14 protein-coding genes and 5 pseudogenes are annotated in these 11872 nt (G+C 58.2%); 9 read left to right on the top strand and 10 right to left on the bottom strand.

The genetic code is table 11. From position 1 onward, the window contains the following. The first annotated feature begins 193 nt into the window (after nucleotides 1–193). The 3 genes from adhP to IAE39_RS27305 all read left to right on the top strand — a co-directional run bounded on the left by adhP (nucleotide 194) and on the right by IAE39_RS27305 (nucleotide 2061). Nucleotides 194–1204: an alcohol dehydrogenase AdhP gene (gene adhP, locus IAE39_RS27295; RefSeq protein WP_201207598.1), complete on the top strand. Its 1011-nt coding sequence runs from the start codon at nucleotides 194–196 to the stop codon at nucleotides 1202–1204. A 95-nt stretch (nucleotides 1205–1299) separates the two neighbouring features. Further along, entirely contained in the window at nucleotides 1300–1506 is a 207-nt protein-coding gene (locus IAE39_RS27300; RefSeq protein WP_201207599.1) for a DUF6434 domain-containing protein, read from the top strand. A gap of 318 nt (nucleotides 1507–1824) precedes the next feature. Next, entirely contained in the window at nucleotides 1825–2061 is a 237-nt protein-coding gene (locus tag IAE39_RS27305; protein ID WP_201207600.1) for a hypothetical protein, read from the top strand. A 33-nt stretch (nucleotides 2062–2094) separates the two neighbouring features. On the opposite strand, the gene IAE39_RS27310 is transcribed toward IAE39_RS27305, so the two are convergent. Further along, nucleotides 2095–3294: an MFS transporter gene (locus IAE39_RS27310; protein WP_201207601.1), complete on the bottom strand. Its 1200-nt coding sequence runs from the start codon at nucleotides 3292–3294 to the stop codon at nucleotides 2095–2097. Nucleotides 3295–3511: 217 nt separating this feature from the next. Between IAE39_RS27310 and IAE39_RS27315 the strand changes: the two genes are divergently transcribed. Next, on the top strand, nucleotides 3512–4069 hold the full coding sequence (locus tag IAE39_RS27315) for a GNAT family N-acetyltransferase (RefSeq protein ID WP_201207602.1): 558 nt from the start codon (nucleotides 3512–3514) through the stop codon (nucleotides 4067–4069). Here IAE39_RS27315 and IAE39_RS27320 read toward each other — a convergent pair. The 4 genes and pseudogenes from IAE39_RS27320 to IAE39_RS27335 all read right to left on the bottom strand — a co-directional run bounded on the left by IAE39_RS27320 (nucleotide 4066) and on the right by IAE39_RS27335 (nucleotide 6387). Next, a pseudogene (locus tag IAE39_RS27320) lies at nucleotides 4066–4922 on the bottom strand (IS5 family transposase). The gene IAE39_RS27315 and the pseudogene IAE39_RS27320 sit on opposite strands and share 4 nt — an antisense overlap. Nucleotides 4923–5141: 219 nt before the next feature. Next, a complete protein-coding gene (locus tag IAE39_RS27325; protein ID WP_236548845.1) occupies nucleotides 5142–5444 on the bottom strand; it encodes a phage terminase small subunit P27 family in 303 nt (100 codons plus the stop codon). Nucleotides 5445–5739: 295 nt separating this feature from the next. Beyond that, nucleotides 5740–6060 carry an HNH endonuclease gene (locus IAE39_RS27330; RefSeq protein ID WP_201207604.1) on the bottom strand — a complete coding sequence of 107 codons (321 nt, stop codon included), beginning with the start codon at nucleotides 6058–6060 and terminating at the stop codon, nucleotides 5740–5742. A gap of 3 nt (nucleotides 6061–6063) precedes the next feature. Further along, the gene (locus IAE39_RS27335; protein ID WP_201207605.1) at nucleotides 6064–6387 is read right to left on the bottom strand and encodes a phage holin, lambda family; all 324 of its coding nucleotides are present in this window, start codon (nucleotides 6385–6387) and stop codon (nucleotides 6064–6066) included. A gap of 167 nt (nucleotides 6388–6554) precedes the next feature. Between IAE39_RS27335 and IAE39_RS27340 the strand changes: the two genes are divergently transcribed. After that, entirely contained in the window at nucleotides 6555–7430 is an 876-nt protein-coding gene (locus IAE39_RS27340) for a trypsin-like peptidase domain-containing protein (RefSeq protein ID WP_201207606.1), read from the top strand. Nucleotides 7431–7583: 153 nt separating this feature from the next. Here the strand turns inward: IAE39_RS27340 and IAE39_RS29825 are convergent, their stop codons facing one another. The 4 genes and pseudogenes from IAE39_RS29825 to IAE39_RS27355 form a co-directional block, all read right to left on the bottom strand. Then, a complete protein-coding gene (locus IAE39_RS29825) occupies nucleotides 7584–8027 on the bottom strand; it encodes a hypothetical protein (RefSeq protein ID WP_236548847.1) in 444 nt (147 codons plus the stop codon). Between the two features lie 20 nt (nucleotides 8028–8047). Beyond that, nucleotides 8048–8269 (bottom strand): hypothetical protein, encoded by a 222-nt coding sequence (locus IAE39_RS29830; RefSeq protein WP_236548848.1) that lies wholly within the window; start codon nucleotides 8267–8269, stop codon nucleotides 8048–8050. A gap of 12 nt (nucleotides 8270–8281) precedes the next feature. Further along, nucleotides 8282–8595, bottom strand: a pseudogene (locus IAE39_RS27350) (hypothetical protein). Beyond that, complete coding sequence (locus IAE39_RS27355; protein WP_201207607.1) at nucleotides 8595–8771, bottom strand: hypothetical protein; 177 nt, start codon at nucleotides 8769–8771, stop codon at nucleotides 8595–8597. The pseudogene IAE39_RS27350 and the gene IAE39_RS27355 overlap by 1 nt, the downstream one beginning before the upstream one ends. Nucleotides 8772–8825: 54 nt before the next feature. Here IAE39_RS27355 and IAE39_RS27360 point away from each other — a divergent pair, with 54 nt between their 5' ends. The 3 genes and pseudogenes from IAE39_RS27360 (at nucleotide 8826) to IAE39_RS27370 (ending at nucleotide 10524) form a co-directional block, all read left to right on the top strand. Beyond that, nucleotides 8826–9284 carry a hypothetical protein gene (locus tag IAE39_RS27360; RefSeq protein WP_201207608.1) on the top strand — a complete coding sequence of 153 codons (459 nt, stop codon included), beginning with the start codon at nucleotides 8826–8828 and terminating at the stop codon, nucleotides 9282–9284. 88 nt (nucleotides 9285–9372) lie between these two features. Continuing rightward, a pseudogene (locus IAE39_RS27365) lies at nucleotides 9373–9718 on the top strand (hypothetical protein). A 24-nt stretch (nucleotides 9719–9742) separates the two neighbouring features. After that, a pseudogene (locus IAE39_RS27370) lies at nucleotides 9743–10524 on the top strand (DUF2303 family protein). A gap of 51 nt (nucleotides 10525–10575) precedes the next feature. Here IAE39_RS27370 and IAE39_RS27375 read toward each other — a convergent pair. Further along, nucleotides 10576–11076, bottom strand: coding sequence for a hypothetical protein (locus tag IAE39_RS27375; RefSeq protein ID WP_201207609.1), 501 nt, complete (start codon nucleotides 11074–11076; stop codon nucleotides 10576–10578). Nucleotides 11077–11180: 104 nt separating this feature from the next. On the opposite strand from IAE39_RS27375, the pseudogene IAE39_RS29835 reads away from it, so the two are divergent. Next, a pseudogene (locus IAE39_RS29835) lies at nucleotides 11181–11778 on the top strand (hypothetical protein). Nucleotides 11779–11872: the final 94 nt, after the last annotated feature.

Here is an 11872-nt window from a genome sequence, read left to right on the forward strand (position 1 = left end):
GGAGCGGCTTTAGCCGCGAACACCGGCTTCGCCGGTGCCATCCACCGCGCCACCCTCTTCGCCCCCCCCCCCACAAGGCCCTACGCAAATTAACTACCTGACCCCATGACCTGAAGCAGTTTCCCCCACCACGGCAAGGTCTATGCTAACCCGGCGATAACCCAAGCTCACTCGGATAGACACGGAGGCTCTTATGAAAGCTGCTGTTGTTGCACCAGGCCGTCGCGTGGACGTGGTAGAGAAAACCCTGCGCCCCCTCGAACACGGCGAAGCGCTGCTGAAGATGCAATGCTGTGGCGTGTGCCACACCGACCTGCACGTAAAAAATGGCGACTTCGGTGACAAGACCGGCGTCGTGCTGGGGCACGAAGGCATCGGCGTGGTTCAGGAAGTCGGCCCCGGCGTCACCTCGCTCAAGCCGGGCGACCGCGCCAGCGTTGCCTGGTTCTATCAGGGCTGCGGGCATTGCGAATACTGCACCAGCGGCAACGAAACCCTGTGCCGCGAAGTGAAAAACGCCGGCTACACCGTCGACGGCGGCATGGCCGAGGCCTGCATCGTCAAGGCCGACTACTCGGTCAAGGTACCCGACGGCCTGGACTCCGCTGCGGCCAGCAGCGTCACCTGCGCCGGCGTCACCACCTACAAGGCGGTGAAGATCTCCAACATTCGCCCCGGCCAATGGATTGCCATCTACGGCCTTGGCGGCCTGGGCAACCTGGCGCTGCAATATGCCAAGAACGTGTTCAACGCCAAGGTAATCGCCATCGACGTCAACGAAGAGCAACTGCGCTTCGCCAGCGAGATGGGCGCCGACCTGGTCGTCAACTCGCGCACTGAAGACGCAGCCAAGGTCATTCAGGAGAAGACCGGCGGTGCGCATGCTGCCGTTGTCACTGCCGTGGCCAAAGCAGCGTTCAACTCCGCCGTAGATGCCCTGCGCGCGGGCGGTCGACTGGTGGCGGTCGGCCTGCCATCGGAGGCGATGAACCTGAACATCCCACGCCTGGTGCTGGACGGCATCGAAGTGATCGGCTCGCTGGTCGGCACACGGCAGGACTTGCAGGAGGCGTTCCAGTTCGCGGCTGAAGGCAAGGTGGTACCCAAGGTAACCTTGCGGCCAATCGAAGACATCAACCAGATCTTTGAAGAGATGCTGGAAGGCAAGATCAAAGGCCGGATGGTGATCCAGCTCGAAGGCTAATTGCCTGATGACTGCCCATTGCCAACAAACCCAAAGCCCGTAGATGATGCTCTACGGGCTTTTTGCCTTTTCACTCACTCGTCAAGGAACAGACCATGAGCTTCGACTGGCATGCAGGGCCGATCACCCGCTCTACGCCGCTGGACAAGCACTACCGCAACACCCAGAAGGTTCGTCAGTTTCTGCTCAGCGAGTGCGGGGCGGCATTCAAGTTTGACCGGGCTTTCATGGCCTGGATCAAAAGTGGCACGCCGTCCACCATGGGCGACGTTGCGGACGAATGGCTGCGGATATACCGGTAAGCGCCAGCATCGGGCACCACCGCGCAATCTTGCTCGGCCCTGCGCTCGCGGTCGGCAGCCGCCTCTTTCAGTATCTTGTCCAACGATTCAACCATGCTGGAATAATCCATTCCCTGACTCCTTCGTTGGTGGGTTTCACTTACGTTCAACGATAGCTGCTAAAGGTTTCAGAATTGCTTGAGGAAACATCTGCGTACCAAAAACCTGCCCTTACGTGTGGCTGACCCACCACCGCAACGGGAGGTTCAAAGAAACGCCTGGCAGATTCTCGTCTGTGAGGGTTCAATAGCGTTAACCACCCACAGCCAAAGGATGCACATGACCATTCGCAGCCTGGCCAAAAATCTCCCGCCAGACCCGGACAACGTGGGCTGGGTACTCGGATGGGGCGTGCTACGAGACCGCCATCCATGGCATTTGGTCGACGTATACGCCGACCAGCGTACAGCCAAGGTCGAAGCAGCGCTCCGCGGTGCTGGCTACGTTGTCGAATACGGCTCGCACCGGCTTGGGTCGGATGAATTCATTTGCGGTGCCAGCCTGCCTGAAGGCTGACATGCATGCGCCTGTAGCCCGGCGGGTTCGAATTCACGATGCCTGTAGGGCCCCGGCGCTCATGCGCTGGTAGCACCAGAGCGCGACCAGCAACACCGCAGCCCCAGCGGCCAAGGCCACGTTGAACCCGGCCTTGGCGCCCCATGCATCCACCACCTGCCCCGATGCCGCTGCACCGCCGGACACGCCAATGTTAAGGCCGGCAAGCAACCAGGTCATGCCTTCGGTCAGCCTGTTTTCCGGCACGATGCGCTCTACCAGCGACATCGCCACGATCATGGTCGGCGCAAAGAACAGGCCCGCGACCAGTACCGCGCCAGCCAACCCGACAATGTTCCCCGCCTGCAGCAGCGGCAAGGTCGTCACTGCTGTCGCCAACCCGCCCAGCAGAAGCAGCTTGTGTAGCGGGGTATCGAGTTTCAGCGCACCGAATACCAGCCCGGCGACACAGGAACCGAAGGCATAGCAGGACAACACCACACTTGCCGCGGCCGGCATGCCCATGTGCTCGGCGAACGCCACGCTGACGATGTCGACAGTACCGACGATCACGCCCATGGCGACCATCAGCAGCGTCAGTAGACGTACATCGGCAAGCCGGAATATTGAACGGCTGCCCTGCCCGGCGGCAGGTGCGGACTCTACCGGCGGCTCGGTGCCGACCTGCACCACTAAGGCGGACACGCCGATGGCCAGGAGTATGGCGGCAGCCAGAGGCCCCGCCTGTGGCAGTATCACCACGCTCAAGCCCACCGAAATCGGCGGGCCAGCAATGAAGGTGACTTCGTCGAGCACGGTTTCCAGCGAATATGCGGTCTGCAATTGCGCCTTGCCACGGTAGATCGTGTTCCAGCGCGCGCGAACCATCGCCGACATGCTGGGCATGAAGCCGGCAAGCGCGGCCCCGACGAACAGCGTCCACTGCGCCAGCCGCCAATAGCTGCAAACCAGCAGCAAGAGGATGCCCAGCACACTCACCCCGGCGACGGCAGGTAATACCCGACGCTGGCCATGGCGGTCTACCAGACGCGAACTTTGCGGCGACATCAGCGCATAGGTCAGCACGAAGGTGGCCGCCACCGCACCGGCCAAGCCGTAGCTGCCGGTGATCTGCGACAGCATGGTAATGATCCCGATACCGGTCATCGGCAATGGTAGACGGGCCAACAGGCCAGCCAGGGCAAAGGCCTTGGTGCCCTTGGCCTGGAACAAGGTGCGGTAGGTACTGAACATGCTCGACTCTCCTTATCGAAAAACCCTTGCGCAGTGATGCATCAGGGCAAGATTACATACGTTACGTATGATTAAACCTTATTATCATACGTAGTGAATGTAAATCTTCATGATCGGTGCCCCCGGTGGTGACGTTTTGCAAATCAGGTAACGTTCGACACAACCAGGCCCGGCCCAGATAATCGGAGCTCTACAGGAATGCCCAGGAACGAATGCCATGGATTGTCTTCCGACGCTGGTCACAGATCGGCTGGTTCTCACGCCTCTTCAGTTAGAGGATTTCTCCATCATCCAAGAGCTGTTCCCCTGCTGGGAGGTGGTTCGTTACCTTGATCGTCGTGTCCCATGGCCGTATCCAGAAGACGGTGCGCTGATCTATGTCCGAGATATCGCTCTGCCTGCCATGGCCGCAGGTCGTGAATGGCACTGGATGATCCGCATGCGTAACGATGCTGGCTGCACCTTGGGCAGTATTAGTTTGTATGACCAGCCTGGTAACAACAGGGGCTTCTGGCTCGCACCGCAGTGGTGGGGAAAGGGCTACATGCGTGAGGCATGCCGGATTATCAATGCCTATTGGTTCGAGACGTTGTCGCGTCCGGTCATGCGGGCTCCCAAAGCGATTGCCAACAACGCATCTCGCAAGGTCTCGGAGCATGAGGGCATGCGCTTGGTAGAGGTGCGGGCAGGCGATTTTGTATCTGGACCGATGGAGGTCGAAATATGGGAGATGACGCGTGCTGACTGGTTAGAAAGGTTAACTGCCAGTCGCTAGGCCCTGTACGAAAAGAGATGTCGCAAACACCGCATGGAACAAGCCAGTGAGACCATGGCGGCGTAACTTTTCGCGAGCTTGTCGAAGCGTGTCACGATCCGACGGCTCTCTTTCAGCCAGCCAAACATGCGTTCGATGATGTTGCGCTGTCGGTATTTGGGCCGGTCGAACAGTCTGGGTTAGCCTGGCTTGGGCTTGCGCTTCATTGAGCGCGGCGGGATGACGGGCTGCATTCGATATTGGTCGCAGTAGCGGCGTAGCGCTTAGGCGTCGTAGCCCTTGTCGGCGAGAAGCCATTTGCAGCGCTTGCGCGGGCGGCCACGTTGGCTCGATGGAATGCTGACCTCGTCCAACAGTGGTTGTGCGTAGCTGATGTCACTGGCTTGACCGCCAGAGAGAAGGAAGCGCAACGGTATCCCGTTGGCGTCGCAGAGCATGTGGATTTTGGTTGTCAGGCCGCCACGACTGCGGCCTAGAGCGTGATCGGCAGGCTCGTCAGGCCCCCTTTTTTCCGCGATCCAGATGAAGCACGGGTTGCTCTAACAGCGGTCGATTCGATCATCCAGGTGTGGGGATCGATCAAGCCTTTGTCATTGAGTCTGAGGTGCAATCGTCTGAGCATCTGATCGAACGTTCCGCGATTTCGCCAGACTCGGAAGCGGTGATAGACCGTCGCCCAAGACCCGAAACGCTCGGGCATATCTCGCCAGGCTGCTCCTGAGCAGAGCACCGAGAGCACACCATCGAGCATCAAGCGATCACTGCTGCGGGGCCTGCCCCTGACGTGGGCTGCCGTAAAGAGATCGGCGACCACTGCCCACGCTTCATCCGAGAGTTCGTACCGCTTTGCCATCACAGAATTCCTTTCCGTAGATGGTCGGCGACTGTACAGACCCCAGGTTGTTCCGGGGCCACATTTCAGTTTCTTGGGATTTCAGACAGAGCCTAGGTCAGCCCGCGCCTCGGCCCCTCCTCCAGATCCCGCAGATGGCGCGCGCACGCATTGCGAATGTCAGGCCCCGCGACACGCTCACCGGAATGCACCTCCCTGGCGTAGTCCGTCGCAGGGTCGTCAACCGGAGAACTCCGCGAACTGGTCTTCTTTTGGCTCATCGTCTTTTACTTGCACCTTGGATCGCGCAGCCGGTGTCAGGCCGAATTCGACCAGGTAGCTTTTGAAGCGGCGGTCTACGTCGGCCAACATGGCCACCGCCGGGTTCGCCTTGAGCACCAGTTCGCCCTGGGTGCTGGTGGTTTCGTAAGTCCGCCCCTGCGCATCAATCACATCACGCAGGGCAAGGATTTCGGAGTAGCAGTCGTAGAGGCGCTCAAGCGCAAAGCCATCGGCTTCGGTAAGCCCCCCCCATGCGGTCAAGCAGCACAGTGAGTCGCCCCCACGCCACCTGGCCATCAGAACTCAAATGATCTGGGGCACTGGGAATACGCTTGGCGGGCTGAGGCTCGTTCATCGGGCGCTTACCGGGATTCCCTCTGACAAGCTTCAGCTCCGTCGGTGTGGGTCGTCTCCCGGCCATTTTCTGCTCTCAAAAAAAATCATTTCATTTCGCGGTTTTGCGCACGGAGGGGGGCGATCGGTCAGGAAAGGTTTCCGAAAAAACATTTTCACCCCCCTACCCTCTGGGATGGGGTCCAGCGCCGCCCGGAATCCCTCAGGAGGGCCGATTCCAGTGATGCTTGGGGTCCAGCGGCCTGCCGCTGACGTCGCACCCTGCCTCGCGCTCTGACTTCTCCAGGCGCTGCTTGTATGAGCTGTGGCAGTTAGTGCACAGCGACTGCCAGTTGGACCGGCCCCAGAAAAAGACCATGTCGCCGCGGTGCGGACGAATGTGGTCGACGACAGTGGCTGCCTTCTTGAGGCCGGCACTCTCACATCGAACGCACAAAGGATTCTTCCGCAACCATCCTTCGCGGGCTTGCTGCCAGGGGTAACCGTATGGGCTTGGCTTCTTATCGGGTACAGCTGGAGGCATGCTTTAACCCTGCGCTTTACGGGACAAGAACAGGTCAGAGTAGCCGCGCAACTTTTCTACCCCCATGAAGCCAACAGCACCACCCGCGAACGTAGCCATGCCCTGCGGCAGGCCCATCCACTCAAGCAACGGCACCAGCGCCAGGGTGATGAGGCGGCAGAGCGCGCCCTCCAACATCATCTGTCGACGCGTGCCGCCGCCGTACACTACCCGAAGGGCAGCGATCAACACTGACAGGCCCGTGGCATACAGTTGCGGCTGGTGCGCAAGCACCCAAGTGATCAGGGCGGCCCACAGGCCGGGATCTTTCTCAGGCATTTTGCCCACCTCGATTGCCCCCGTAATGGGAGAATTTTGCCACTTTGGTGCTGATAGCCGGGGAAAGCCCATGCTATCGTTAGTCTCGCAGTTGGATATTTGCCAGAGAAGTCACAAGAACATCGCAAGCAGCAAACTGAAAAGCACAGTTTAGAAAAGATTTACTGAGAGAATTTATGAAATCACCCCATAAAAATATTTTAAGCACGACCACAATCTTGATTGAATCAACAAGTTCTGGAGGGACTTCAAGGGGCACTGGCTTTATGTTCTCATTTAGCATCGCCGCCGACGAAGCGATGCCAATGCTTGTCACGAACAAGCACGTTCTAGAAAATACAACCAAGATTAAACTAAAAATCTCGATCTCCGACCCTTCAGACCACTCGAGAAAAATCGGAACTACCGAATACACGATTAAATCTGGCGTTGAGAATTTAATCTTCAACCATCCAGACGCCAACATTGATCTTGCAGCCATTAATATCGCCGCCATACTCAACGATATGGTTAACAGCGGAATTTATGGCCACGGAAATATGTTCTCGGAGAACGACCTAGTAACAGGTGAAGAGCTTGATGACCTTGGAATAGCCGAGGAAATTCTGATGGTGGGGTACCCAACAGGGCTTTCAGATGAGGTGAACAATCTACCAATCGTTCGCCAAGGTGTTCTCGCTAGCGATCCGAAGGTGAAGTTCAATGGCCGCGAGCAATTCATGATTGACTGCGCCTGCTATCATGGTTCAAGCGGAAGCCCTATAATTCTTAAAGCTAAACAAACCGTCGACGTGAAAAATGGCGCAATTACAGTCGTAAACCGCAGAAACGCTCTTCTAGGCGTCCTATTCGCAGGACCAACTACAACTGCGCACGGCAAGATCACCATTAAAAACATTCCAACTACTACCGGAGAGGCAGCTCAATTCGATCACTTAATCAACCTAGGATACGTCATACCATCGAGAATGATTCTAGAATTGAAGAATGAAGTTCTTGCGAGAGCTCCGGGTGCTGAGGTGGATATTTCCAAAGTCGTAACAAAGTTTTGAACACGGAGCTCCGTGTGGTAGTTGTCGAGCTAGTTGAACCGTGAACCTCAACTGAAACGAAAAACCCGGCTTATTGGGCCGGGTTCTTGTATGTTTTAGCCGTAGGCGAAATTATCACGATGACGAAACAGTGCCAGAGCGCTCCTCAAAGCGTCAAGCGGCTTTTTCGCTCTGGTTTTCGCCGCGTTCACAGAGACGCTGAACCACTGCAGCAATAGGCTTCAGCGCTTGCTTATCGAGCTTATCGACGTGCGTGCAAAGCGCGTCCCAGATCGCCTGCCAGTCCCGTGCCCAGTTCTGTGGGTTCATCTTCTCGCCCGTACGATCCTCAACGAGCATGCACACGGCACCAGGGCCCATCGCCTCGCCGCCATTCACGAGCATCTTGTGGGACTGAAGCGCACCCATCGCCATCCAGTAAGCCCTCTGTTTTCTGCGATCAGTGAGCGAATCAAGCCCGCTAACGAGCCACACCAGGCCATGGGCAATGCTTAGATCGTTACCGGTTGCCACCGGCGAATACATGAAGTTTCCGAGATGGCGCAGCGACTTCGGCAGAGAATCGATAGCCACGAGCACCAAGCCGACGGCCAGCATGTGAGCGCAACGCGCATCTGTTAGCCGGCGCCCCGAGCGGGTCTCGTGCACACCTCAGTTCTGATTTCGTAGACCTCGGCGACCTCTTTGCCTTCATGGTTTTCCAACATCACCATCACCTTCGTTTCACCCGGGCCGCCCTTCTTACCGAGAACTGCAGCCTCTGCTGCGACGGCCAGTGCAGATGGCCGATCTTCGTGCAGTGCGTCGTGCCATGCTTGACGAGCGCTAATTACTTTCATGGTTCTTCCCCCTCAATCCCCGGTGTAGTTGGTGCCGCCGGCGCCGCGCCGGTTGCTCCCTGATATGTAGCCTCAGGCCCGGATGCCTGAGGGTTCTTCAACTGCTCGATCTGCCAGTGCGCGGCTTGCAGGGCCAGGCTGAGCTGGGTAACCAGTTCATCCAGGGCCAAGGACTCGCCTGTTGCCGCCTCCACCCAACCAGAGGAATTGCACCCTGTGCACGGCAGTTCGTAGCACGTGCCCATCGTGACCGCTCTCCCACGGCACAAAGGGCACTTGTCCAACTCGATCACGGCCTTCTTGAAGGCTGGGCCGTGCTTCTTCATCAGCCGACCACCTTCAGTCCTTGGGACCGCAGCGACTGGTCAGCAACACCACGGGCCCAATCTGCATCCGGGTCACCCATCTGGACGGGGAATGGGTTGGTGATGCGCAAGGCCTGGCGACTGGCCTGCCACGCCCAGCGAGCTGCCTGCACGTTGACCGTGTCCCGATAAATCATATGAACCGCCGACCCGCGGACCCCTTCGCCGTGCAGCAAAACAGGAACGCAGCAATGAGCAAGCGCAAGCCCCACAACATGCGCGCCAGGCTGGAGCGGACCTGCAGGGCCTTGGTGTCGGCAAACCATGCGGCCGTGGTCAACATCGACCCCAGCGGCCAGCAGGTGCTGATCTACTGGAAGAACCTCAAGCTGATCTGCGTGCGTCAAGTCGTCGACGCCGTCTGCGACATCCCTCACCGCTGGACGATCTACCTCCGCGTGCTCTGCCGTACGGAGTTCGGGGAGCGGTATCACAAGTCGATCGAGGTCGCGCCCCAGGATAACTACCGAGCCGAGCACCTGACCGACGTGATCGAAACGACCTACATGGACCTGCGGGCCACCGCCAACCCAAATCACCTGGTGGCGGCCGGCTGGATCGCCATACCCACAGACACAACGCTCGACGAAGCAGAGGCCGCAAAGATCTTTGCTGCTGTCGGCGCCTGGAATCAGCAGAAAGCAGCATGAATCGCATCATCGCGCGCGTCCGGCATGGCCGGCGCCAGCAGAACATCAATCTGCCGCCCAGCGGCATACCTCCCGAGGGAACGAAGAAATGCCTAAGCCAACCGACACCAGCGAATTTCTCAACGAACTCAACGGCGGCGCCTTCGCCAACCAGATTAGTCACGCCCTGTCCGAGGTAGCCGCGGGCGTCGTCGATCACGGTAAGCCAGGGAAAATCACCATCACCTTGGACTTCAGCCAGATCGGCGACTCTCACCAGGTGAAGATCAAGCACAAGCTCGCCTACAAGGTGCCGACTAAGCGCGGCGACCAAAGCGAGAACACAGCCTGGACACCCCGATGTACGTCGGAACCTGCGGCAACATTTCGTTGTTCCCGGAAAACACGACCAGCTCTTCACCCGTGAAGAAGCACCAGTTCACCCACGCTCGTAACTCAGCACCTACAAGGAAAAGCGCATGTCCCTCAGCAAAGAACCTCTCGAACTGATTCAAGAAAATGCCGTAGCTGCAGCTGGCATCCAACTGCCGGCCCTCGGCAAAGTTGCCGTTGCTCCGCAGAACTTTAACGTGGTTGATCTGGAACGCTACCAGGCCGGCCGTAACCGCTTCCGTGGCACCTACTCCACCCACTCTCTGGCCGACTACAGCGCCTACGTCGTCGAGCGCGCCGCGCTAGCCGCCCGTGGCTTCATCGACCTGGTACTGCTGAGGTGCCGGGCCACGCTGATGACCGCGCGGTACTGCGCCTCAAGGCTTCGGCTGCGTTCACCGCCGTCCAGGCAGTGTGCGGCCAGAGCCTGGCGCAGAAAGCCATGAGCGACTGGATCGAAGACTGGAACCAGCACCTCGCGGCCACCGATGAAAATGGCCAGACCATGACCATCGCCAAAGCGATTGCTGCGGTTCGCACCATCACCGTGAAGGCATCGTCCGAGAGCGATCACGCGGTAGGTGAAACCCGTGCCAGCCGCAGCACCATGGACCAGATCGAGGCAAGCAGCAAAGAAACCCTGCCTGCCTGGCTGGACTTCAAGGTCATTCCGTTCGAGGGCTTGGCCGAGCAAACGATTCGCCTACGTGTATCCGTCATCACCGGCGGCGCGCAGCCGGTGATGAAACTGCGCTGGATCGGTGAGGAAGCCCAGCACGAAGCCATCGCCCAGGAATTCAAGACGGTGCTCGACACCAAGATTGGCGCCGGTGCGAAGCTGTCCTTGGGTACCTTTGACGCGAGGTAAACGATGGCCGTGCCCTCGCTTCGCGAGGGCGTTCCTTAGCCATCAGCGCGATCACTCAAAGAGAGCTGAAGGAAACCGACTCCTAGAGATGATGAGTTTATCCCCTGCTACGTAACCCCTTTTGCGAGCAGCGTTCATGTATGCGCGAAGACTTTTGCCGTTGGGCATCGTTACCAATACTTGATAGATATCTTCGCTACCGCCAAAGGTTTCCGTCCTTGCGCGGACCATTTCATCAAACTGCAAGGAGTCAATGCAGCAAATCTCCTGTCCTTCCACGCAAACCAGGCCAAGGAAAACCTTCTTGTAGTTTTTTTTCGCGCTTTCTATCGCTGCAAGGACATCCGATGAGAAGTTGAAAAGATATTCGGCATGAGTGCCATTTGGCTCTTGCCTGTATTTCAGGAAAAGACACGTATCATCGTTGATTAGGAAAGCGTTGTTTACCTTCTTACCCTCAAGGCGTAAGGAATTGATTGCTGTAAAGCGATCATCCTCAGCAATCTGCATTAATGCCGCACCCAAATTCTGGTGCTCGGTTCGAATTTTCATTGTTGCTCCATAACCCGGCTCCATGCCGGCCAGCCATCAAACACCAACCAATCTCAAAAAGCCACCACACCAAGCTCGCACCGACCACGGAGGGCCGCGCATGCATGGAGAAAGCCATGATCGAAGCAACCGAGAAGCAGCTCAACCTGCTCTGGCATACCCTGGGCCTTAACCCGGGTTGCCGAACTGGCGGGAGAAACCACTTCCTCACCAGCCCAGGCTATGACGCCCCCAACAACCTTGATGTTCTGGTAGAGGCAGGCCTGATGACGCGCGGCAAGGCGCCGGCCTTCTGTGACGCGAATGACGTGGTATACCGAGCAACGCCTGAAGGAAACCAGTCGCGCTGGACAAGCTGCCACCACCACCGCCAACGCGAAAGCACACCAGGTTCGATACCTATCTCGACGAGTGCGAGTGCTACGACGGCTTCGCCCATTTCCTCGGAATCAACCAGCCGCAGATCCAGCAGCGCGGCACCTGGGGCGACTACGAATACCGGATGGTCCGCTACCCACGGGGAAGTTCCTCTACTGCGAGCATCGCCGGCCTACCCGTTTCGCGCACTGGTCGCCGTACGAGTCTGTTGAGGTCGCAGGCGAGTGGGCTCGTACCATGAAAGCGGCCAAGGCAAGCTACAAGGAAGCGCTTCGACTCAAGCTGGCTGAGCGCCGCGCCGAAAAGTATCGTCGCGCGGCCTGACCATCCTGCGCTGCCCGCCAGCGCCTTCCTACATCCAAACTTGCCTAGGCTCTGTCTGAAATCCCAAGAAACTGAAATGTGGCCCCGGAACAGC

The organism is Pseudomonas sp. S37 (assembly GCF_016658545.1).
Classification (GTDB): domain Bacteria; phylum Pseudomonadota; class Gammaproteobacteria; order Pseudomonadales; family Pseudomonadaceae; genus Aquipseudomonas.

Bases quoted from the DNA above. Each gene is read 5' to 3' on its own strand.
- IAE39_RS27315 (WP_201207602.1), top strand. From the start codon at position 3,512: ATGGATTGTCTTCCGACGCTGGTCACAGATCGGCTGGTTCTCACGCCT.
- adhP (WP_201207598.1), top strand. From the start codon at position 194: ATGAAAGCTGCTGTTGTTGCACCAGGCCGTCGCGTGGACGTGGTAGAG.
- IAE39_RS27305 (WP_201207600.1), top strand. From the start codon at position 1,825: ATGACCATTCGCAGCCTGGCCAAAAATCTCCCGCCAGACCCGGACAAC.
- IAE39_RS27355 (WP_201207607.1), bottom strand. From the start codon at position 8,771: ATGATTTATCGGGACACGGTCAACGTGCAGGCAGCTCGCTGGGCGTGG.
- IAE39_RS29830 (WP_236548848.1), bottom strand. From the start codon at position 8,269: ATGAAAGTAATTAGCGCTCGTCAAGCATGGCACGACGCACTGCACGAA.
- IAE39_RS29825 (WP_236548847.1), bottom strand. From the start codon at position 8,027: ATGCTGGCCGTCGGCTTGGTGCTCGTGGCTATCGATTCTCTGCCGAAG.
- IAE39_RS27310 (WP_201207601.1), bottom strand. From the start codon at position 3,294: ATGTTCAGTACCTACCGCACCTTGTTCCAGGCCAAGGGCACCAAGGCC.
- IAE39_RS27330 (WP_201207604.1), bottom strand. From the start codon at position 6,060: ATGCCTCCAGCTGTACCCGATAAGAAGCCAAGCCCATACGGTTACCCC.
- IAE39_RS27360 (WP_201207608.1), top strand. From the start codon at position 8,826: ATGAGCAAGCGCAAGCCCCACAACATGCGCGCCAGGCTGGAGCGGACC.
- IAE39_RS27375 (WP_201207609.1), bottom strand. From the start codon at position 11,076: ATGAAAATTCGAACCGAGCACCAGAATTTGGGTGCGGCATTAATGCAG.
- IAE39_RS27300 (WP_201207599.1), top strand. From the start codon at position 1,300: ATGAGCTTCGACTGGCATGCAGGGCCGATCACCCGCTCTACGCCGCTG.
- IAE39_RS27340 (WP_201207606.1), top strand. From the start codon at position 6,555: ATGAAATCACCCCATAAAAATATTTTAAGCACGACCACAATCTTGATT.